Source organism: Paenibacillus sp. FW507-14B1B (assembly GCF_058781425.1).
The window spans coordinates 570,206-593,345 of the sequence record NZ_JBYSWS010000003.1 but is presented as its reverse complement, the minus strand read 5'-3'; the positions used below and the strand labels follow the sequence as shown (position 1 = coordinate 593,345).

Here is a 23,140-nt window from a genome sequence, read left to right as displayed (position 1 = left end):
AACGCGATGCTCCTCCGACCGATTCACGCACCTATTGCAGTGGAGAGGAGTGCAGCCCTTTCGGGTGTCTCATGGGAGTGCAAAAGAAGCCCAGCTCTGTGTGAATTACACGAGCTGGGCTTTTTGGGGAGAAAGGGAGAAGGGCAAGGGTTTAAAGAGAATTATTTCCCGAGAAATCCGCCCTCTGACCGAATCACCTGCCCGGTGATCCACTGTGAATCATCGCTTACTAATAGGCTAATCCCTCTTGCAGCATCTTCCGGCAAGCCGATTCGTCCCATGGGGAACATGGGTAGGAAATGTTCTTTCATCTCATCGGTGATCCAGCCTGAATCTGTCGGTCCAGGATCGAAACCATTCACTGTAATATGGAGCGGAGCTAGTCCTACCGAGAGGGGCTCGATCAAACCAATCAAGGCGCCTTTGGTCATAATATATGCCAGGTTGTCTGGGTCAGGTCCTTTTGAAACCATGAATATTATCCGCCCAGGTGTGCCTTGAGGTTGGTGCTGTTCAAATCTTCTAGCAAACGCTGTACTAAGTAAGATCGTTCCACGATTGTTCACTTGATAGTGTTGATCTAACAATCGGATATCAAGGGTCTTGTAATTAGAAGGCGCGCAGTAAGTGGCATTATTAATAAGGATCGTGGCGTGTCCGAGTGTCTTTTCCACCTGATCCATAATAAGTGAAGGCATGTCAGAGTTCGTCAGATCTGCCTCCATATGAGCTGCTCTTACCCCTAAACTCTCTAATTCTTCACGCAATTGCTCAGGCCAATCCCTTTGCCCACCGTTCCCTTGCGTTTCATCAAACGCATGCCAATGAGTGAAGAAAATATCTATACCAAGGTTTGCGAGTGAGCGACAGATGGCGGTTCCAATTCCTGTAGATCGGCTTGCGCCGCTAACGATTGCTATTTTGTTGCTTTTGTTCATTTATAAATTCCTCCATTCATGAATAGGAGGATATGCAGGTAATGATCTAAGAGACGCGTATTTTTTAAATCAAAGACGTATAAACGTTGTTATTCGCAACGATTGGTTTATGCGTTCACCCCTGCGTATCCGTAAGGTAAAAGATATGAATACCAAAAAATATAGCGGATTTCGCTATACTCAGCATTAAGAATCCCTACAGAATAATCCACATGACAGGTTGAAGGCTCCTTTATTCGCATCTCTCTATTGATCATAACGATCATCCTTGTGATGATCAATGTTTTATTTAACAGCTCTAACTCGATACCAGCTCATCATCTCAGTTGCATAGGGAATTCAGATTTATCAAAATAGGATAACAATAAAACAAGGCCGCATCTTTCACTCCAATAAGTAAAAGATGCAGCCCTCTCATCAGCAACCTTATTTCAGCACGCTATCTGCTTTCATTTCCTTCAGTAGCTTCTCCGCAAGCTTCAGGTAGTTATCCCAAGCTGTATTGCGAGTGGTGTAGCCAGACTTGCCATAATCACCTGTGTTCTCGATTGCCGGAAGACCGGACAAGTCAAGCATGTCTTGTGTTTTCAATACTTTCGCTTTCAGCTCATCCATCTGCACGTTGAAGCCGATACGGGAAGGTTCATCATAATCTACACTTTCATACTTGGATTGTCTGTAGAACTGCTTCAGCTTTGGATCTTCGATCTCATCGGGTGTATCTGCAAAAATCTCATCATATCGAAGATCTGTAATCTTGCCGTCTTTTACAACCACTTGTAAACGGCCTGTTAAACCGCCGCCTAATACTTCTGCGATACCGTAGTATTTTTCGTTAGACGCCTTCTCTAGTGTGGGTGCAAGCTTCTCAGCCATAGGCACCATGGATTGCAAAATACTATTGGAAGCACCGGATACAGTGTCTACTTCACCCGTAATGCGTTGTTCTGCCAGCATCTGCTCTTCCGCTTTCAGCACACCTTGAATCCAAGCTGCTCCTTTTGCCTCACCCATGGTAAAGTTGTATGCGGACCAGCGTTTCGATACATTCTGGTAATAACGGTTGTAGTAGTTGGGGCGTGTCATTTCGTTAAATTCAATATGAACAAGCTTATCTTTATCTTTGACTACCTCCAAAGTGCCTAAATGCCCCTGTCTAAAACGCTCTTCTGTTTTATAGTAGTCTCCTTTAATAAGCCCAAGTTTCGGTTGCGCACTCCAATCCAGTTTTGTCATCTCTACTTCTTTTATAGAAGAACCGGTAGTGGAGTCGGTCTGCTCTGTATTCTTATTTGCATTAGCGTCAGCGTTAGCATTTGTTTCTGTTTTCTTCGGTTCAGCATCTGCTTTATCTGCTGTGTTAGAGCAACCTGTAAACATTGCAATAGTCATAAGTGCTGCAAGCATGGTGATTACAAACTTTATACGCTTCGATTTCATTCTTTAGTAGTCCCCTTTATCATGATGTCGATCTAACGAGATAGAATCAGCTTCACCAATTTACCTTACATTTCTATTTTAGTAAGTGATTAATTTCACAATCATGTTTGCGATGAATGACCCGTTAGGTAAGAGGTGCAAAGCCGTAGAGAAGATCCCCTTTCTATTGCTGTACTTAGGGAAATCTTCTCACATTTATGCCGGTTTAGAGCTAGTATGAACCTTTGGAACGTGATTGCATAACTGGCCGCTTTCGCCAGAACAAAGACAACGCGATCTTAGCACACCATAACGAAAATGCCAGAAATAACAGGGACCAGAGAAATGCAGGTACCATAGTAGACCTTGCTAGGTTCGCTGCATCCCCAGCGCCACTCGGTTGAGAAATTGCATATATCAGGAGGGAGAAAGGGCCCATAACCGACTCTTCCAGCGAGAGAAACGCCAGTAAAAGATAGTATGCGTTCCGAATTCGTGTTCCTAGGAAATAGAAGACGAGTGTAATCACAACAAAGATTGTAAGCCATAGTAAACCATAGCCATTACGTACGAATAACACAATCATGAGCACGGCGATTCCCGAGATCGAGAGCAATCCCTCTCCTTGTTTTCGTTTGGCATAGCCGTAGAACATGAGCACCGCAAATAATGACGCAGACATATAACCGGAGAGGGATACGAGTGTTGTTCTCCAGCCGTATTCAAGGACTGACAAGGTTGTACCGCTATGGTCGGGATTCAGTGCAATGCTGAGTACGCGTCCGGATAGGAGCAAAGTCGTAACCGCGTGTCCGAGTTCATGAATCATGGTATCCATAATTCTGAACCAGGAGGAGAAGGGAATGAACCGGGTTAGGATGGCTGCGCCTAATAGATACAAAATGGTTTTGAGCCACTTATTCATCGTACAACTCCTTTTCTCTATAGAGCCTCTCTTCAATGGATGAGTGGAGACCTAACTTTTCGTAATTGGGATGTGTGTTAATAGGTTAAAGCTGGTTGTTCATAAGCAGCAGACAGCAGCCCTTTTCCTATGATAAAATGGAACGTATGTTCCTTGGTTACAAGATATAACGGTTTCTAATAGTATAGATGCACAGTAAGAACTTGTAAAAGAACGGCTCAGCGAATAGGCGGGAATGGTATAATTGGTGGAATGATGGAGGTGCGAATTCATGGATCATATCAAGAAAAATAATAAAAGCAATATCGATCTTATTCAGCATACCATCGTACGTGACAATGATATTCGGTTCGCTGAATTCGAGCTAGGCGGTGAGGAGAGGAATATGCCTCTCCCGGCAAGAAATCCGGAAATGGATAGAAATGAAGGTCGAAGTGGAAGCGTCGATATGAGGCAAGAGAAGCGTGCTTTTGCGGAGCTTTCCACGGCTGATCTTAACTTTTGGGATGCGAAAGAACCTTCTGGGTCGATTACAGCGAAAAATTCTTCCGAGACATATGAGCATGAAGGGTACCAAAGTTCTTCTGCTCCGTCCACCTCTGTAACCCCATCCTATGATGGCGTAAGGTACTATTCCCGAGAACAGCAATTTGCCATAAGAGCCCGTGAGTTGGCTTGGCATGTGGAGCCGGAGCATCCATTTGTACCTTTTAAGAGTTATTGGCCTACCTACGATAATATGACTTCAGCACAGTATAAATGGTATTTCTATTGGCGTGAGGAGGTACGCTCAGGGCGTTATCCTGACAGTGATTTATCGTATTTGTTTCTATATATGTATGAGCTAATTAACGGGATCGGGTGGAGTAATCCAGCTCAAGGCTATCAACTGCTATGTAACGTATGGAAGGCTTATAGGGAGCGATATTCTAAGCTGGACACCTATGCGAGAGAATGGTTGTTCGACTTCTCGTTGATCCACGGCTTGGACATGCCGGTAACGGATACCTATAACCGGATTCCGCGTAGTTTGTCCAGTGAGCTGAAGGAGCTGGAGTGGCTGCGCAGATTATCGGCTCAGCCGATCTTGCTGAACTGGGACTTGCTCTCTGACCTGATAGACTATGAGCCTGACAAGAGTCGATTCTATCAGGAAGGTGGGCGTAAGGACATGAAGACGTATGGCCCGAAGGTGGTCGCCCTTGTCGATGCGTATCTTGGGAGAACGAGAGGGCAGCGTCTTATTGAACTGTTCCGCCCTAGAGAGAAGAAGTCTGAAAGATACGTATTCCGTAGCGCTGTATATGACTATGATATATATGGACGTACGGCTACTGTTATGACGTTACCGATCAGTGAACATCCGCCTCTTCGTCATTATATAACGCAGCTCATTCGGATGATGGAGAATAAACTGCGTGAACTGCGTGGATTCAAGGGAAGACTTCGTGGAATTGAAGTGGATCCGGAAATCGAGGAGCTGGTAGCACGTTTCTTGAAGAAAGAGATACAGCCGCCAGTCAGCGACGATTCCAAGGAGAAGGCCGCACAGCCAGAGGTGCAGATCGATGCTGCAAAGTTACGACGTATTCAGCAGGAGTCGGATGATGTTCGTGACATGCTGTTGATCGATGAATCTGAGACCTTAACGAAGTCGACAACGGGGGCAGAAGTCAGTGCGGGATTACAGCGACAGATAGAAGTATCATCTGTATCTACAGGCAATTCGGCGAGGTCTGCCCAATCTGTGAAGAAAACACAGAAGCGAGATGTGCCACTTCAGATGGATATTTTTGATCTTGGTGAAGCTGGGGGTGATCTTGAAGACAGTATGATGTCTGATCCAGTTTCAGTTGGGCATAAGCCGGATAAACAAGTGGCAATAGAACTTGATGCGGGTGAGGTAAATATTGTGTTTGAAGGGATACTGGCCGAACCAGCTTCCCGGAAAGATATACAAGCTAGTTTAGCCCCTACAGAAGTTGTACCATCTCCTGCGGGCATCATCTGGCATACGGAGCATCTGGATGAAGAGTGGGGAGAGCTGGCCGCGCAGCTTAGTCCAGTACATCTTGAAGTATTGTACGCGCTGATATCAGGTCCGGACATGACCGCACTTCAGGCAGCTGCCGAAGGTGCAGGCTCAATGCCAGCCCTGCTAATTGATGAAATTAATGAGGCCGCGATGGAAACGATCGGCGATCTATTGATCGACGGCGAGACTCTCGTGGATGAATATATAACCATGCTTGATCAATTGATGAGGTGATCAAACGATGAAAGAACTGAAGATACCGAAGCGTCTAACCACCGCGCTGGTCAACTCGCTAACGGCTGGGGTGGTGCCCCGGGTAGGACTTGAACATATTGCAGTCGGCCGTAAGCCAGAAGTCGAAGCTATTTTGCGCGATATGGACAATATTGCAGAAGGCGGAGCAGCTTTTAAATTGATTACGGGACGCTATGGCAGTGGAAAAAGCTTCCTTCTGCAGGTCATCCGTAACTATGCAATGGACCGTGATTTTGTAGTAGCAGATGCGGATCTGTCACCTGAACGTAGGCTGGTTGGTACGAAGGGTCAAGGGCTTGCTACTTATCGTGAGCTGATGACCCATCTCTCGACACGTACTCGTCCTGATGGTGGCGCGCTAGAGACGATTCTACAGAAGTGGATCGCAGCGATTCAACAGGAGATGATGCAAGAGACAGGCCTTCGCCCGGGTGATGCTGCACTGAACGAGCAGGTAGAGCTGCGAATTTATGCAGTCACGAGCAGTATGCAGAATCTCGTACACGGATTCGATTTCGCGAAGGTGCTTGCAGCATACTGGAACAGCTATAAGTTAGGTGATGATGACCGTAAGCAAGCTGCGCTGCGCTGGCTACGGGGTGAATATCCGACAAAGACGGAGGCGCGTAAAGATCTTGGGGTTGGCGTTATTATCGACGATGACAGCTGGTACGACTATATTAAGCTGTGGTCAGAGTTTACAGCGGCAATCGGTTATAAAGGATTGCTATTATTCATTGACGAAGGCGTGAACCTGTATAAGATTACGAACTCCATCTCACGTCAGAGCAACTATGAGAAGCTGCTGACAATGTTCAATGATACGATGCAAGGCAAAGCAGAGCATTTAGGTATATTTATGGGCGGCACGCCTCAGTTCGTCGAAGATGAGCGGCGAGGACTGTTCAGCTATGATGCCCTACGTTCTCGTCTGATAGATGGCCGTTATGGGAACAGCGGACTGAAGACATACACCTCTCCAATCTTGAAGCTGGATATGCTCTCTTATGAGGAAATCCTCATCCTGCTGCAAAAGCTTAGAGATATTCATGCCCTGCACTTTCAATACCCAGCCATGCTCACAGACGAGCAATTGATCGCATTCATGCAGCAGGCAGTTTCGCGCTTGGGTGCGGAGGAATTGCTGACGACCCGTGAGGTCGTGCGTGATTTTATGGACCTTTTACACACACTGCATCAGCATCCAGATACTACATTTGAGCAATTACTCGGTAAGATGGCATCGATCGAACTGCCTGCTTCTAAGGATGGGGCAGCAAAACCAGATGATTCGGATGACATGGGTGACTTCTTGGCGGAGTTTGAACTATGAGTGCGAACCCATTCACTAGACTAGCGCCATTTATACAGGAGTTTATATACCGCAAACAATGGGACACGCTTCGCGAAGCGCAGGTTGATGCTTGCAGGGTGCTATTCGATACATCAAGTCACCTGCTCATTGCTTCGGGCACAGCGTCCGGTAAGACGGAAGCTGCATTTTTCCCTGCGCTTACAGAGCTCTATGAACGTCCTTCTTCGTCCGTTGGTATTCTATATATTGGTCCGCTGAAGGCACTGATCAACGATCAGTTTGAACGGATTCAGGAGCTGCTGCGAGAAGGTGAGGTTCCCGTCTGGCACTGGCATGGAGATGTATCGCAAGCGGAGAAGACGAAACTGATGCAAAAGCCTTCCGGTGTTCTCCAGATTACACCAGAGTCCCTTGAAGGTCTGCTCATGAATCGACCAAATGCGATACCAGCGCTGTTTCAGGACCTGCGGTATGTGATCATTGATGAGGTCCATGCTTTTATGGGGGCAGACCGGGGAATTCAGGTGCTCAGTCAGCTGACACGGATCGAACGGATGGCCTCATGCACTCCTCGGCGAATCGGCCTATCAGCGACGCTCAGCGATTATGAGACAGCAGCAGGCTGGCTTGCCGCCGGGACGCGTTATCCGGTTGAAGTGGTGTCGCCTCAGGGCGGCCGAAAGCTGCGAATTAGTGTAGAGCATTTCTCGTTCCCCGATGCGAGGGATGAGAAGCAGGCAGAGCAGCTGGAGCACGCACAGAAGGCGTACTACGATTTTGTATACAACCATACCCATCTGAAAAAAGCACTCATCTTCACCAATTCCCGTTCGGACGCGGAGCTTACAACACTGGAGATGCGGCGAATTGCCGCGAAGCGGCAGCAGCCGGATGTCTTCCATGTCCATCATGGAAGCATCTCCGCCATGCTGCGTGAAGAGACAGAGGCAGCGCTTCGAAGCGGCCCTGGTCCAGCGGTTGCTGCCGCTACGCTTACTCTTGAGCTTGGCATTGACCTCGGGGAGCTGGAGCGGGTGATCCAGCTCGGAGCGCCATATAGCTGCTCTAGCTTTGTGCAGCGTCTCGGCCGATCAGGACGACGAGGGCAAGCGTCTGAGATGCTATTCTTGTGCCCGGAAGAAGAGGACGAAGAGGCACAGCTTCCGGCTCGAATGCCATGGACGCTGCTGCGGGCCATTGCAGTCATTGAGCTGTATGTGCGGGACAAGTGGGTTGAGCCGCTGCAGCTCCGAGATAAACCCATGGGGCTCTTATATCATCAGACGATGAGTATTCTGAAAAGCATGGGAGAAGCTGAGCCTGCAGAACTGGCAAAAGCGGTACTTACACTTCCTGCATTCCGAGGGATTGAACCAGATGAATATCGGATCTTTCTGAATTACCTTTTGCAGACAGACCATATTCAGCGTACTGATGAAGGTCCTCTGATTATCGGCTTGACGGGCGAAAGAATCGTGAATAATTTCCGTTTCTATGCTGTCTTTAAAGACGATGAGGAGCATGTTGTATATAACGGTTCGGAGGAGATTGGTTCGATTACAACGGTTCCCCCGCCTGGATACTGCTTCTCGCTTGCAGGTAAGCTGTGGAAGGTGGAGGAAGTGGATACGAAGCATAAAGCGCTATATGTTAAGTCATCAAAGGGCAAGGTCGATACCCTTTGGCTTGGTGCAGGTGGTGACGTACATACACGTATTCTTCGCAAAATGCGTGAGATTCTGGCAGATCATACGCTCTATCCTTACTTGGCGCCCGGAGCCGTGAACCGATTGGAGAGGGCCCGGCGTCTGGCCCGCGAGAGTGGACTCTTGAAGTGCGCTGTCATTCCGGCAGGAGGCGACTCCATGTTTATTTTGCCTTGGGCAGGCAGTAAGCAGTTCCGTACACTAGAGCGTCTGCTTAAGCACAACCTGACGAATCGTCTGGCGCTTCGTTCGGTCGTGCCGATGGAACCTTATTATATGGTTGTTGCGGGGAAGACGGATGCGGATCAGCTAATGCATGAGATTATGTCTGAGCTAAATGAGTGTGAATCGGTAGGACCAGAGGCATTGCTGGATGCCGATGAAGCTCCTTATCTCGGAAAATATGACGAGTTTGTAGCGCCTGAATTGATCCGTAAGGCCTTCGCTATAGACGGGCTTGATCTGGAAGGTCTAACTGCGGTATTGAAATCAGAGTAAAACTATAAATTTGAGAGCACGGTCCTTATGACTGTGCTCTTTTTGTGCTGTTATCGATAAGCTAACTTGCTCTTTTTACACCGAAAAACGATTGAATCGAGCAAAATTGGTTAAAAACTTATGTGCTATTAATATTTGATCAATAAATGGGTTGGGGTGAAGTGAAAGTGATTGGAAAACTATTGAAGAACACCGTTTTTACTGTTTCAGCAGTCATCATTGCTGTTCTTGCAATACTTGGAGCCATTGTACCGCAAGCATTCGAGAACGCTGCTTCGTTCTTGTTTGATTTTACGACTAATAATTTCGGCTGGTTCTACCTGCTAGCTATATTTGTTATCATTGTGTTTCTAATCTGGGTGGCCGCTAGTAAATACGGCTCTATCCGTCTGGGCGGTGATAAGGAGAAGCCGGAATATTCCTTTTTCACATGGATTGGGATGCTGTTCTCAGCTGGTTTTGGCGTAGGTCTTGTATTCTGGGGTGTAGCCGAGCCGATGAGCCACTTCTTTACTACACCTTTTGCTGGAGTGGAGACTCAAAGTGTGGAATCTGCACGAATCGCAATGGGGTATTCATTCTTCCACTGGGGAATTAGCCAGTGGGCTATATTTGCATTGGTCGGGCTTGTTATTGCGTTTCTTCAGTTCCGCAAGAAGAAGGATGGACTTGTATCTACAGCACTTGAACCTGTGGTCGGTAAAAAAACGACAGTAAAGAACACGATTAATATTCTGGCTGTTGTTGCAACGGTCATGGGGATTGCCACTTCCATCGGACTAGGTGTCATGCAGATGGGTGGGGGTCTGGAATCAGTTGCAGGTATCAGGAACACTTCACTTGTTCAACTTGGCTTGTTAGCATTCATTTTCATTGCTTATATGATTTCTTCAACGTCTGGGCTTGATCGAGGGATTAAATATTTAAGTAACCTCAATTTGGCTATGGCACTATGTTTCCTCGTATTTGTATTGACCATGGGGCCAACTGTGTTCATCATGGAGTCCTTTACGCTGGCGCTTGGGGATTACTTCACCAACTTTATTCAATACAGCTTACGTCTACAGCCTTATGCCGAAGGGACTTGGGTTAGGGACTGGACGATATTTTACTGGGCATGGGCCATTGCATGGTCCCCTTATGTAGGGGCGTTTATAGCGAGAGTATCCAAAGGAAGAACCATTCGAGAATTTATTATGGGAGTCATGATTGTTCCACCACTCATTGCGTGCCTCTGGATTGCTGCATTTGGTGGAACAGCGCTATGGTTCGATCTGCATGAAAGTACGGGAATTGCGGCAGCTGTCAATGCAGATGTCACTACAGCACTGTTCAGTATGCTTGACCAATTACCACTATCGACGTTAATGTCTGTACTCTCGATTCTGCTGATTCTAACATTCCTCGTTACTTCTGCGGATTCTGCAACGTATATTCTGTCCAGTATGACAACAAAAGGGGATTTGAATCCGCCGATGCTTGCCAAAATTGTCTGGGGCGTGTTAATGGCTGCTATTGCAGGTGTGTTACTATTTACCGGAGGACTGGAGGCGCTGCAGACGGCTTCTCTGATTGCAGCCTTACCATTCACCGTGCTGCTCTTACTGCTTATTGTAGCCATGGGAAAACTGCTGCGTCGTGAACCTATACCGATTCGAAAGGCTGATCTGAAACGGTTCCAGCGGCTTGAAGAGGCTTCGAATAAGGATAAGGTGAAAGATGTGACGAATTAAGTTATAGCGATTTACGATTTATTAGGTATTATGCTTATTCTGGAATGATAAAGGGAGCACTCGGGTGCTCCCTTTTGTTATGTCCGGTTATAGTTAAAAGTAAGCTGTCCCTCGATTGGATAACTATATGGAATCAAGGTCCTTCTGCAATGATGAGCTTGGTGTTTGTTTTTCTGAACTTCTGGATCATATTCTTATTCAGATTTGCATCGGTGACAAGGACATCAATCTTATCAAGCGGGGCGATGGATACAGTGACATCTTTACCGAATTTAGTACTATCTGCGGCCACGTAGATTTCTTTCGACATGTCGATGATCTTTTTGCGGGTAATGGCTTCTTCTAGGTTATAGTCGGAAATTCCCTTCTCCAGGGTAATGCCACTTGCACAGAGAAAGGCTTTCAAAATATTTAATTGGTCAAAGTTAAAGATATAATCATAGGCTACGACGGATTGCTCGTTCAGCCTTATTTTGCCCCCGATGATTACCAGCTCGACACTGCTGTTCATGAGTTCATTAACTATGGGAATGGAGTTCGTAACCACCGTTAAGTTCTTGAAATGTTTAATATACTTAGCGATTTGATAGGTGGTTGAACCACTATCCAGATAGATGCAGTCACCATCTTGAATAAATTCTGTACATTGAAGTGCAATTCTTTCTTTTTCCTCCAGATGACTAACCATCCGCTCGTCCATTGATGATTCAGCAAATTTCGATTCTACGAGTTTAACCCCGCCATAGATTTTCTCGATCTTCTCTTGCTTGGTTAGCGTATTCAGATCTCGGCGCAGCGTATCGACGGAGATATTCAGTTCTTCGGTCAACTCTGAGATTTTCAGAACTTTCTTCAGCTTGAGGAGATCCATAATCTTCTGTTGCCTCTCAAGTGGAAACATACAATCACCCATTCCATGTTGTCATCTGTTGGCTGATATTTCAATCCTAGTGTACTCATAGCCACGCTTACATTCAATAGTCTTCCCTCCTTCATCCATTCATTTCGTACTTATCACAGACAAAGTTGGTCAAGAGTTAGTTATAACTTGGTAATTACATATGCATAATTTACGCAGAATTTACATGGAGAGAGATTCGCTTTTACACTTCGACTTTATACTGAGGATGTGTTTAAGGGGGGTGCAACGTTTGCTAAAGCTGCAAAACATACGCAAACAATTCGATGACAAAGTTGTTCTGGAGGATATTGATCTTGTTATCAATACAGGAGAAATCGTTTCTCTACTCGGTCCGAGCGGAAGCGGGAAGACAACATTACTCAATATTATCCTCGGATTAACGAAGCTCGATGGTGGATCAATTATTTTTAACAATCAGGATTTGAGTAGGGTCCCAATGAAGGATCGTGGATTTAATATCGTATTTCAGGACTATGCACTGTTTCCTAACCTGAGCGCCTACGAGAATATCGTATATGCCCTCAAGAATAAGAAGGGTCTGGTGACAGAGAAAGAGGTTCAAGAGTATATCGACTTTTTGGAGCTCACACCTCATTTGAATAAGAAGATTGGGGAGCTATCTGGTGGGCAGAAGCAAAGAGTAGCCTTGGCAAGAACATTGGTGACGAAGCCCCGAATCTTACTGCTGGATGAGCCGCTAAGCGCTCTTGATGGTGTCATAAAGGAATCGATTAAACAGCGCATCCAGTCCATTGCTAGAGAGTTCAAGCTGACAACGATTATCGTGACGCATGATCCGGAAGAAGCACTGACCTTGTCGGACAAAATTCTAATTATTAACCAGGGCCATATTTCACAATACGGAACACCGAGGGAAATCATCAATCAGCCGAGTAATGATTTTGTGAAGGAATTCATTATCGGTCAGCTACAGATTAAGAGGCACAATATTTATAACTTATTCGGTGAGCAATATGCGTAAGGTGAAGCCCGAAATGCGGGTGTTGTATACACTCATCCTACTGATTTTTGCAGGATTTCTGCTCGTACCTCTGGCTATCTTATTCCTTCGATCTTTGCAGACGAGTCAGGGATTTGGTTTCTCGAATTATCTGACCATCCTCTCGAACCGGGAGTTACTTGTTGCCATTGGTAACAGTGTGAAGGTATCGACGGTGACAGCTGTAATTACAACGATTCTAGCATTTACATTAGCGTACGCGATTGACTGCACCAAAATTTATAGTCCGATCAAAACCATGCTACGAACCGGAATCGTTGTTCCAATGCTGCTACCGACCATTACTTATGGTTTCGCGATTATGTATTCCTTCGGGAATCAGGGGCTCATCACCAAAATCGTAGGGCAGAACGTATTCGAAATTTATGGCTTTAATGGACTGCTGATCGGCTATGTGATCTATACGTTGCCGCCGGCCTTCCTCTTAATTCATAACGCATTTAAGTACATTGATAAGAAATTTATTATTGTCTCTAAGTTAATGGGGGACGGAACGCTGAGAAGCTTCAAAAATACCGTGGCTCGGCCGTTATCCGGTTCTCTAGGAGGTGCATTCGTTCTTTCCTTTATCCTTAGCTTTACGGATTTCGGGATACCCGCTTCAGTTGGTGGTACATACTCCGTCGTAGCGACACAGCTCTATCAGGTCATGCTAGGTTCCATACCGGATTTCAATAACGGTGCGGTCATCGCAGTACTAATGCTGATTCCTGCCGTATTCGGGATATGGTTGCTGGGTTATCTCGAGAAGCTGAACTTCCATTATGACAAAACAAGCGAAGTGGAGTTACCGGAGCATAAAGTCAGAGATGTGAGCCTGGGTATGGTCTCAAGCATCATTCTACTAGCTATGCTGTCCATATTCGTCGTTATGTTCATTGCCCCTTGGATGAATAGCTATCCTTACGATCTCACGTTTACCTTCAAGCATGTGGTCAACGTGTTCCAATCGAGTGATTTATCCGGTGTTTACAAAAATTCATTGTGGGTTGCTGCTCTGACTGCTGTCTTCGGGACATTGATCGCGTACAGCTCAGCGCTTCTGAATGTGAGGACTTCCTTGAAGTCGAGATCCTCGCTAGATGTGATATCCATGATGACTAACACTATACCCGGTATGGTGCTCGGGATATCATACCTGCTGCTCTTTAACGGTAGCAGTCTCAAGGGTACATTCACCATTATTGTACTCTGCAACATCGTGCACTTCTTTACAACACCTTACCTCATGGCGAAGAATTCACTCTCCAAAATGAATCCCTCTTGGGAGACGACAGGAGAGCTGCTTGGAGACAGCTGGCTGAAGACAGTAAGACGTGTCATCTTACCGAATTCAGCCTCGACGGTGATCGAGATGATCAGCTATTTCTTCATCAATGCGATGGTTACCGTCAGCGGGATTATCTTTCTGGTCTCGGCCCAGACATCGCTAGTGTCTAGCAAAATCAAAGAGCTTCAGCATTTTGCGAAGTTTAATGAAATTTTTGTCTTGTCGATGCTGATCTTCTTCACAAATCTGCTTATCAAGGTTGGATGTGATTATGCGCAGAAGAGGAGCTCTGTACGACGTTAGGTTAGACATAAAATATTTGTGCAATTGGAGGAAATAGCTTCAACGGAGAAGCGGAGTTATTTTGGAGAAGCGCAGCGGTCGCCTACAAGTTTTCCACAGGAAAACTGCATCGGAAGCATGTGCCTTTGTCCCTGGATTTCAACCATTGATACAAAACTTTTAAAGAAATCCAGGGACAACAGCGATCGGAAGAATAATCCGCATTCGGAGTGCTGCGATAGCTGATCAAATTTTTGTATCAAATACAATTAAAGGAGATGAATTCAATGTTTAAAACGATGAAGGGTATGTTGTTAACGTTACTGGCTGCAAGTCTGGTACTTACGATGGTCGGATGCAGTGGCAAGGCGGCGGGATCTGACAAGGTGGTCATTTATACGAATGCCGACGAAGAAGCGGTCAGTGCCATGGAGACTTCGCTAAAAAACGGAGGTTTTGAAGGCCAGTATGTCCTTCAGTCCCTCGGAACGTCAGAACTGGGCGGTAAATTGATTGCTGAAGGAAGCAAGATTGAAGCCGATCTCGTGACCATGAGTTCTTACTTCCTCGAAAGTGCACAGAGTAAGAATGCTATGTTCAAAGATCTTGAATTTGAAACGGGTGCTATCGATTCCTACCCTGCCTATTATGCGCCAGTGCTTGGTAATACAGGTTCAATCTTTGTAAACACTGAGGTGCTCAAAGAGAAGGGGCTGCCTGTCCCAACATCTATCAACGATTTGACGAAACCGGAATACAAAGGTCTGGTATCGATTCCTAACATTATGGATTCTTCAACAGCGTGGCTATTAGTTCAATCCGTGATTAGTCAGTATGGAGAAGATGGAGCAAATGACGTATTTAAAAAACTGATCGCAAATGTGGGTCCTCACCTCGAAAGCTCTGGATCTGGTCCGATTAAGAAAGTCCAGGCGGGTGAAGTGGCTGCTGGCTTCGGTCTTCGTCACCAAGCTGTTAAAGCGAAGGAATCAGGCGCACCTATTGACTTTATCGATCCTTCGGAAGGAAACTTCTCGCTTACAGAAGCCGTCGCTGTTGTGAACAAGGATAACGAAACAACAAAATTAGCTATGAAAATGGCGGAGACAATCATTAAAGATGCAAGGGCAGAACTGATTAAGAGTTATCCGGTTGCTCTTTATGAAGGAGAGACGGTATCGGATGTGAACAAGCCGGCACATGCCATGAATTTTGAGAGCCCATTGACTGTGGAGCTGCTTAAGCAGCATCAGGATATTTTCAATGCAGCGAAGTAAGGAAGGCCAGTGGATACTACAGACATTTTGAGGAGGAGCGTGAAGCTATGAATACCTATAAACTTTTAACACCTGGACCGCTCACGACAACGAGCACGGTAAAAGAGGAAATGCTCTATGATCGCTGTACCTGGGATGATGATTATAAAGGCATTACGCAAAAAATAAGAGCGCAGCTTCTAGAAATTGCAGGTGCGGACGAAGAGGAGTATACGGTCGTACTTATGCAGGGCAGCGGTACTTTTGCAGTGGAATCTGTGTTAACCTCTACCGTATCAGACGAGGATAAGTTGCTTATTATTACGAATGGCGCATATGGCGAGCGTATGGTTAAGATGGCAAGTTATCTGGGACTGAATTATACAGAATATAACGTGGAGTACAATGGATATCCGGTTGAGGAAGAACTAAGAGCGATCTTAAATGAGGATCAGGATATTACGCATATTGCGATGGTACATTGTGAGACGACCACAGGGATCTTGAATCCACTTAAGATGATCTCAAAGCTCTCCACGGCATATGGAACAACACTAATTATTGATGCAATGAGCAGTTTTGGTGGTATTGAGATCGATGTATCAGAGCTGGGAATTGACTATCTTGTTAGCAGTGCGAACAAATGTATTCAGGGTGTTCCCGGGTTTGGATTTGTAATTGCCAAGCTGGATAAATTGGAGGCTTGCGAAGGCATAGCGCGCAGTTTGTCGCTGGATTTATATGATCAATGGAAAGAGATGCATAAGTCCGGAAAATGGCGCTATACCTCACCAACGCACGTCGTTGCGGCATTCTCGAAAGCACTGGATGAGTTGGCCGAAGAAGGCGGCGTATCCGCCAGATTTGCGAGATATCAGCACAATAATCAATTGCTCAGGGAGCGATTGGCACAGTTAGGTATTCATGCATACATCTCGGATGAGAGGCAGTCGCCGATTATTACAACATTTTTATTTCCGAGCGAAGGGTTTAGCTTTGATGCGTTCTATGCGTATGTAAAAGAAAGAGGGTATGTTATATATCCAGGTAAGCTGACGGATGTGGATACGTTCCGAATTGGGAATATCGGTGAGATCTATGAGGAAGACATTAATACACTGTGCAATGTTATAGAACAATACATGGGAGTGGTGAGCGTATGAACAAAATCGAAGGTGTAATCTTGGATTGGGCAGGTACTGCGGTTGATTTTGGATGTTTTGCCCCCGTGAACGTGTTCGTGGATATTTTCAAAAATGCGGGTATCGAAGTGACGATGGACGAAGCTAGAGCACCCATGGGTATGCTGAAGATTGACCACATTCGAGCGATGCTCTCCATGCCGAGAGTATCAGCTTTGTGGGAAGAAAAGTACGGAAGAGCATTTACTGAATTGGATGTAGAGCATCTTTACGCTGAATTTGAGCCTGCGCTGATGGCATCTTTATCCGAGTATACGGATCCGATCCCGGGTGTCATAGAGACGGTAGAAGAACTGCGTTATCAAGGATTGAAGATAGGATCAACAACGGGATACACGAACACCATGATGGAGGTGGTTGTATCCAATGCTCAGGATAAGGGCTATAGTCCAGACTGTTATTTTACACCGGATGATACGAACTCTTGCGGGCGACCTTACCCATTCATGATCTATAGAAACATGGAACAGCTCAAACTATCGGCAGCATGGAAGGTTGTGAAGGTAGGCGATACGACTTCGGATATTCATGAAGGTGTAAATGCTGGTGTATGGTCTGTAGGTGTAGCCGTTGGCAGCTCCGAGATGGGTCTGAGCTTAGAGGAATTTAATGCATTGTCAGCAGGTGAACAGGAAGCTGCGATTGCAAGAACAGAGAAGTCTTTTGTCGCGAGTGGTGCTGATTTCACGATTAGAACGATGCATGAGCTTCTTGGATTAATAGATCGTATTAATGAGAGAATTGCGGCTGGACAGCGCCCTGGTCATGTTGAATTGCAACTAAAATAATGAGTGCACAAGTGATCGCTGTGAGAAATCGCGGCGATTTTGCTATATAGGAGTATTCTCCAGCATATGGTAAAATAAGCAAGCGGAGTCGGCATAGGTGCCGCCTCTTTGCAGCCAATCCCATTAGCTGAGGTGAGAAGAGATGAGTAGAGTTCAGAAGAGAAAGAACGAGTTAGAGCGTATTATTTTTGTTGGCCGAACGTTTGAAGAGTATATGCAGATGTTTGATCTTGGATTGCAGGAGCTAGTAGGTAAGAACATTCTTGACTGTCCGGCAGGGGCGTGCTCGTTCACCGCGATTGGAAGTGGGAAGGGACTGAATATCACGGCATGTGACATTGCATATGACCATCCTATTGACGATCTAGAGCACAAAGGGCTACAAGATACCGAGCATGCGATCCAAACGATGGAAAGAGCAAAGGATATTTTTCTGTGGGATTTCTATGAGAATGTGCAGGGACTTAGAGGGCATCGCGATCAGGCACTTCGCGACTGCGTGAAGGATATGAGGGAGCGTCCCGATCGGTATGTAGCTGCGACTATTCCAGAGCTTCCATTCAGAGATGGGCAGTTTGATTTGGTCCTCTCCGCGCATTTTCTGTTCATGTACGGGGATCGACTGGATTATGGATTTCATCGTGATGCGTTACGTGAGCTGCTGCGCGTGACAACAGATGAGCTTCGAATCTTCCCACTCGTAGATCTATCGGGTTCGAGGTATGAGTACCTGGATCAGATCATAGCTGAACTGCAGACAGAAGGATTACAGATTGAGGAACGGCGTGTTCCGTATGAATTTTTCAGAAATGCTAATTCCATACTCTGTATAAGGAAGAGTTAGCGACTCTCTCTATATATAGAAAAGGCACAGACCTTAGAAAGACTAGGGTTTGTGCCTTTTTGAAGTTTAAATACATTATTGATTGAAATAAGGGCCAATTCCTGAGGATTGATTCAGCTGCAATAATTGAGAAACGGTCACGAATTGGTAACCTTGTTTCTTTAATGATTCGAGCACTTCAGGCAGTGCATCTGCCGTGGAAGGATGGATATCATGCATGAGAACAATAGAGCCTGGTTTGATATGAGTCGCAATTTCTTTTTTCACGGCTTGGGCGTTTCGACTTTTCCAATCCAGTGAATCAACAGACCATAGAATGATAGGTGTATTTTGATCTTTTGTTACTTTTCTAACAGCGTCATTAATTGCACCATATGGTGGACGAAACAGTGTAGGCTTTCTTCCAATCGCACCCTCAATACGTTCTGACGCCGTGGTTAGTTGCTTACGGACTTCGCTTAAACTCATATTTGCCAGATTCGGGTGGCTTTCAGAATGACTTGCGATCTCATGGCCAGCTTCGGCTACTTTTTTTGCTAATTTCGGATAGTACTCGACCTGTACACCGAGCATGAAGAATGTAGCTTTTGCGTCATACTTTTTAAGCGTCTTTAATACTCGAGGTGTTACCTTCGGGTGTGGTCCGTCATCAAATGTAAGTGCCACATATTTTCCTTTAGGATCTAATGGAGTCGGTTGAGGGATAGGATCTTCTTTCGCTTCCTCATCCTTTTGAGAGATATTTAATTTATCCATAAGATCTTTATTCAAGTAAGCCCGTAGAGATGTTAAGGGGATGTCCACTTCGATGGTTCCTGCAGCACCAGCTGCTACCTCAAACTTATCAAAGTATAGGCTAAATGCTTCATTACTGATAGACCATTTCCATTTTGAAGTATTGCTCAAGACTTCGTTCAGGAAATCATCGAATACATAATCCGCGACATCCTTTTGTTTCTTTAAATTTTCCTTTACATAGGAACTGATATAATCAATTGCACTTTTATTTAACGTCATAATTTCGGATAAAGGTATAATCTTGTTCTCCGTTGTATTGATATTAAATGCTTTCATCGTTGCATTTCCATTGGCTCCACCGGTAATTTGATAGGAAGTGAACACTAAACTGTACATATGATCATTGATTTTATTCGTATCTACTGTGATATTTAGCTCAGCACGGCGATCGCCGTACAGCACTTCTTTATTTAACTCTACATCGTGTAGAAATTGTTCTTCTTGGTCATTAATCCACTTTTGAATAGGAGTATTTAGTTCCTTGGTACTGGTGAGAGGACTGCTGATAGACAAGATATAATGTTTGGATTCTTTGGTTCTCGTTTCAATGTTTAGTCCAGGGTAAGTACTAGATGTAACTTTGATAGTCTCAATATCGTCGTTGTTTCCAGCTGTCACATCTTGCATAATGAGGTTAATTCCGATGATTGCACCAGCCAATAAAAGAACGGCAAATAGCCAAATCGGCCAACGCAATTTTCTTTTTCTTCTGTTCACTTCAAATCATCCCTTAATTTTTTCTAGTCATAAGCTTTAGGCCACTATTAATCGTACTATATATCTCCTATCATTTCAGACGTTAAAATATGGAAAATGATATAACAAAAATATCCTTAACCCATCCATGCGATGGGCTAAGGATATTCGATGTGTTTTGTGAAGATTTGCTAGGCTCGGTGGAGTCATTTCAGCTTGCCTTGGAGGTAAGCGCGAAGTTCCCCGGCGAAATAACCAAGCATAAAGGTAACCATCATAACAAGGAACAGATAATACGTCTTCATGGGTGCCAAGCCGAATGAGATAAACAGGTCCGAGAGCCAGAAGTTATAAGTGAAACTCACACCTAGTACGAGTAGGGCTGGAAAAGTGAGAATGATACGCTTCATGAGAGAGCCTTCTTTGCTTGCGGTAGATTTCATCGTAACCTCCTGTAGAACAGTTGTTATATACATAACGTTTCGAAGGAGGAAGGGTTACGGTGGTAAGGGGGCAGGGCTACGCTAACTAAGCTAGCACCTTGCGGAATTCTTCCGTCAGCAGCGGTACGATGTCGAACAAGTCTCCAACAATTCCATAGTCGGCTACCTTGAAGATTGGCGCTTCCGGATCCTTGTTAATTGCGATAATGACACGCGATTGACTCATGCCAGCGAGGTGCTGGATCGCACCGCTAATGCCGCAGGCAATATAGATCTCAGGTGTTACCACTTTGCCGGTCTGCCCGATCTGCAGCGCGTAATCGCAATATCCGGCATCGCATGCACCTCGTGATGCACCAACAGCACCGCCGAGCAGATCTGCAAGATCCTCGAGCGGCTTGAATCCGTCGGCGCTTTTCACGCCGCGTCCACCGGAGATAACGATCTTGGCTTCAGCAAGATCGATTTTGCCTGTAGTTTTGCGAACGACATTTTTCACAACGGAGCGAAGGGATGGAGCCGGATAAGGGATGTCTACGATGCTAGGATCCCCGGCGCTTGGCACAGGTGCCGCTGCTGCGATATTGTTCGGACGGATAGTCACAACCCAGGGTCCCGACTGGAACGTACGCTTCTCGAACGCTTTTCCTGCATAAAGGGGACGGGTAAAGTAGGCTTCGCCATCGTAAATCTCAATCGCTGTAATGTCGGATATCTGACCCGCATTCAGCGCTGCTGCCGTTAACGGTGCAAGATCTCGCCCTATTGCTGTGTGACCGAATAGTACAACATACGGCTGTGCTTCATGCATTGCAGCTTGAACTGCTGCCATATAGGCATCCGGAGAGTAGTGCTCCAGATCATCATGTTCAATGGTATAGATGGTATCCACCCCGTAAGGAAGGAAGGTAGAAGCGGCTTCTGTAATATTAGATCCTACCAATAAGATGCGAATGAGATCATCGTTCTTTGAGAGTATGCGTGCTGCACCAAGTGTTTCCAAGGCGACCTGACGCAGCTGTCCTCCGCGACATTCGGCGTACACCAGTAGGGTTCTGCTCATAACATGACCTCCCAGATTTATAAATGAATGAGTTCATCAATCAAGTCAAAGGGGGTCCTTGTAAGAGGATGGCATGACGGACGGCCCCTAAGCCATACAATCAGAGTAAGTAAATGGATAATGAAGCGCATGTCATCGGATTCAGAAGTATGATATTAGACTTTGTTATCGGGTTAGATAACCTTAGACTGGGTACGAAGCAAGGATACGAGCTCATGTGCCATCTCTGCCGAAGTACCTTTTAGAATCTGTCCAGCGCCCCGTTCGGGTGGAAGAAATAGTTCTGACTGCTTCGTTGCAGCGATAACATTGTTCTCCGTGATGCCTAGGTCATCTAGCGTAAGTGTTTGGAAAGGCTTCTTCTTCGCTTTCATAATGCCGGGCAGGGAAGGATAGCGCGGTTCGTTGAGGCCTTGCTGAGCGGTGAATAGTGCTGGAAGGGAGAGTTCAATTACTTCAAGGTCACCCTCGGCATCCCGGTGAACTTCAGCTGTACCACCGCTGATAGAAAGCTTCGTGATAGAGCCTGTATGGGGGATACCGAGTAGACCGGCTAAGCGGACGGCAACTTGGCTGGCTCCTCGATCGACAGAGAAGTTACCGCCAAGAATGAGATCGGTCTGTTTGTTCGACAAATACGCATATAGCACTTTGGAGACGGCGTACTCGTCATCAGGTATACGTTCGTCAGAGATAAGAACTGCATCATCTGCGCCCATCGCAAGTGCGGTTCGCAGCGCTTCTGCAGTTCGAGCTGGTCCGACAGCGAGTAGGGTCACACTTCCGCCGTGCTCATCGCGCAGTTTAACGGCTTCCTCAACCGCATACTCATCGTATGGATTAATGATGAATTTCACGCCATCCTCGGCGATCGAACCATGATCGATCACAATTTTTTCTTCCGTATCAAATGTCTGCTTGAGTAATACGACAATCTTCATCAGATTTCACTCTCCCTTCAATTTGAACATCGAATGCTAATCCATGCTGTTTACTTCGCTCCAGTTGAATTAATCCTCACTCCTTGCTGGAAATGCCGTGCAGGAAGAAGCCCAGTGTATCATCAACCTGATCGCTTAACGGATACTTAGAGCCTGAGATCAGCCAGGAGGTTACGGTTTCATCCATAGATCCGAAGATGAGGTTACGTACCAGCTTAATATTTAGGCTAGGGCGAAAACATCCTTCCTCCACACCTTGTTTCAGAATATTCTCGATGAGCACAATATATGGCTTTAGCGCACTTCCAATTTCTTTTCGCAGTTCCAGATCGCTCTGCCGCAGCTCAATCTGTGTAACATAAGCCAGCTCAGGATGGCTCTCAAGCTCAGTAAAGTGGATATAGCAGACCGTACGCAGCGCTTCTACAGGGTCAGTGATACCTTCCACGCTCTGGTGGAATTTCTCAACCAACTCTCCGAGCTTTTCTTGAAACAGGTGGATCAGGATATCCTCCTTACGTTTGAAGTAGAGATAGATTGTTCCGTCGGCCACGCCAGCAGCTTTCGCAATCTTCGATACCTGAGAGCGGTGATAGCCATGCTCGGCGAACACTTTCAGGGCGCCCTGGAGTATAAGGTGGTATTTCTCGTTTTTTTTAGTGGTCAATATGCTCACCCCGGTGTTAGTATACGTTTAAATTTTATGAATGAATACTCATTCATTTTCTGTTCTCATCATAAAATACGTCATAACCATTGTCAATGCAGTACTTGAAAGCGCTTTATATGT

General features: G+C 45.8%; 19 protein-coding genes. 10 read left to right on the top strand and 9 right to left on the bottom strand.

Features of this window, described 5'->3' with window-relative positions; genetic code table 11:
* Positions 1-161: 161 nt before the first annotated feature.
* The 3 genes from AC3WJJ_RS18320 to AC3WJJ_RS18310 form a co-directional block, all read right to left on the bottom strand.
* Complete coding sequence (locus AC3WJJ_RS18320) at positions 162-938, bottom strand: SDR family oxidoreductase (RefSeq protein ID WP_492542924.1); 777 nt, start codon at positions 936-938, stop codon at positions 162-164.
* A gap of 426 nt (positions 939-1,364) precedes the next feature.
* A complete protein-coding gene (locus AC3WJJ_RS18315) occupies positions 1,365-2,378 on the bottom strand; it encodes a hypothetical protein (protein WP_492542922.1) in 1,014 nt (337 codons plus the stop codon).
* A 211-nt stretch (positions 2,379-2,589) separates the two neighbouring features.
* Positions 2,590-3,282 carry a M50 family metallopeptidase gene (locus AC3WJJ_RS18310; protein WP_492542920.1) on the bottom strand — a complete coding sequence of 231 codons (693 nt, stop codon included), beginning with the start codon at positions 3,280-3,282 and terminating at the stop codon, positions 2,590-2,592.
* 271 nt (positions 3,283-3,553) lie between these two features.
* Between AC3WJJ_RS18310 and AC3WJJ_RS18305 the strand changes: the two genes are divergently transcribed.
* The 4 genes from AC3WJJ_RS18305 to AC3WJJ_RS18290 all read left to right on the top strand — a co-directional run bounded on the left by AC3WJJ_RS18305 (position 3,554) and on the right by AC3WJJ_RS18290 (position 10,824).
* Entirely contained in the window at positions 3,554-5,551 is a 1,998-nt protein-coding gene (locus tag AC3WJJ_RS18305) for a TerB N-terminal domain-containing protein (RefSeq protein WP_492542918.1), read from the top strand.
* A 7-nt stretch (positions 5,552-5,558) separates the two neighbouring features.
* Complete coding sequence (locus AC3WJJ_RS18300; protein ID WP_492542916.1) at positions 5,559-6,905, top strand: ATP-binding protein; 1,347 nt, start codon at positions 5,559-5,561, stop codon at positions 6,903-6,905.
* Positions 6,902-9,091, top strand: a complete 2,190-nt coding sequence (locus AC3WJJ_RS18295; protein WP_492542914.1) for a DEAD/DEAH box helicase — start codon at positions 6,902-6,904, stop codon at positions 9,089-9,091. Before AC3WJJ_RS18300 ends, AC3WJJ_RS18295 begins: the two co-directional genes overlap by 4 nt.
* Positions 9,092-9,237: 146 nt before the next feature.
* Positions 9,238-10,824 (top strand): BCCT family transporter, encoded by a 1,587-nt coding sequence (locus AC3WJJ_RS18290; protein WP_492542912.1) that lies wholly within the window; start codon positions 9,238-9,240, stop codon positions 10,822-10,824.
* Between the two features lie 133 nt (positions 10,825-10,957).
* Here the strand turns inward: AC3WJJ_RS18290 and AC3WJJ_RS18285 are convergent, their stop codons facing one another.
* Positions 10,958-11,725, bottom strand: a complete 768-nt coding sequence (locus AC3WJJ_RS18285) for a DeoR/GlpR family DNA-binding transcription regulator (RefSeq protein ID WP_492542910.1) — start codon at positions 11,723-11,725, stop codon at positions 10,958-10,960.
* Between the two features lie 250 nt (positions 11,726-11,975).
* Between AC3WJJ_RS18285 and AC3WJJ_RS18280 the strand changes: the two genes are divergently transcribed.
* From AC3WJJ_RS18280 to AC3WJJ_RS18255, 6 genes are all read left to right on the top strand, one after another.
* Positions 11,976-12,728, top strand: coding sequence for an ABC transporter ATP-binding protein (locus tag AC3WJJ_RS18280; RefSeq protein ID WP_422659256.1), 753 nt, complete (start codon positions 11,976-11,978; stop codon positions 12,726-12,728).
* The gene (locus AC3WJJ_RS18275) at positions 12,721-14,340 is read left to right on the top strand and encodes an ABC transporter permease subunit (RefSeq protein WP_492543097.1); all 1,620 of its coding nucleotides are present in this window, start codon (positions 12,721-12,723) and stop codon (positions 14,338-14,340) included. The genes AC3WJJ_RS18280 and AC3WJJ_RS18275 overlap by 8 nt, the downstream gene beginning before the upstream one ends.
* A gap of 266 nt (positions 14,341-14,606) precedes the next feature.
* On the top strand, positions 14,607-15,596 hold the full coding sequence (locus tag AC3WJJ_RS18270; protein WP_492542908.1) for an extracellular solute-binding protein: 990 nt from the start codon (positions 14,607-14,609) through the stop codon (positions 15,594-15,596).
* A gap of 47 nt (positions 15,597-15,643) precedes the next feature.
* Positions 15,644-16,738 carry a 2-aminoethylphosphonate--pyruvate transaminase gene (gene phnW, locus AC3WJJ_RS18265; protein ID WP_492542906.1) on the top strand — a complete coding sequence of 365 codons (1,095 nt, stop codon included), beginning with the start codon at positions 15,644-15,646 and terminating at the stop codon, positions 16,736-16,738.
* Entirely contained in the window at positions 16,735-17,565 is an 831-nt protein-coding gene (gene phnX / locus AC3WJJ_RS18260) for a phosphonoacetaldehyde hydrolase (protein WP_492542904.1), read from the top strand. The genes phnW and phnX overlap by 4 nt, the downstream gene beginning before the upstream one ends.
* Positions 17,566-17,707: 142 nt before the next feature.
* Positions 17,708-18,409 carry a methyltransferase domain-containing protein gene (locus AC3WJJ_RS18255; protein ID WP_492542902.1) on the top strand — a complete coding sequence of 234 codons (702 nt, stop codon included), beginning with the start codon at positions 17,708-17,710 and terminating at the stop codon, positions 18,407-18,409.
* A 75-nt stretch (positions 18,410-18,484) separates the two neighbouring features.
* Here AC3WJJ_RS18255 and AC3WJJ_RS18250 read toward each other — a convergent pair whose 3' ends face one another.
* From AC3WJJ_RS18250 to fadR, 5 genes are all read right to left on the bottom strand, one after another.
* Positions 18,485-19,924 carry a polysaccharide deacetylase family protein gene (locus tag AC3WJJ_RS18250; protein WP_492542901.1) on the bottom strand — a complete coding sequence of 480 codons (1,440 nt, stop codon included), beginning with the start codon at positions 19,922-19,924 and terminating at the stop codon, positions 18,485-18,487.
* 185 nt (positions 19,925-20,109) lie between these two features.
* On the bottom strand, positions 20,110-20,346 hold the full coding sequence (locus AC3WJJ_RS18245) for a hypothetical protein (protein WP_492542899.1): 237 nt from the start codon (positions 20,344-20,346) through the stop codon (positions 20,110-20,112).
* Between the two features lie 85 nt (positions 20,347-20,431).
* Positions 20,432-21,409, bottom strand: coding sequence for an electron transfer flavoprotein subunit alpha/FixB family protein (locus tag AC3WJJ_RS18240; RefSeq protein WP_492542897.1), 978 nt, complete (start codon positions 21,407-21,409; stop codon positions 20,432-20,434).
* Between the two features lie 173 nt (positions 21,410-21,582).
* Entirely contained in the window at positions 21,583-22,350 is a 768-nt protein-coding gene (locus tag AC3WJJ_RS18235; protein ID WP_492542895.1) for an electron transfer flavoprotein subunit beta/FixA family protein, read from the bottom strand.
* 76 nt (positions 22,351-22,426) lie between these two features.
* Entirely contained in the window at positions 22,427-23,017 is a 591-nt protein-coding gene (gene fadR / locus AC3WJJ_RS18230; RefSeq protein WP_492542893.1) for a fatty acid metabolism transcriptional regulator FadR, read from the bottom strand.
* Positions 23,018-23,140: the final 123 nt, after the last annotated feature.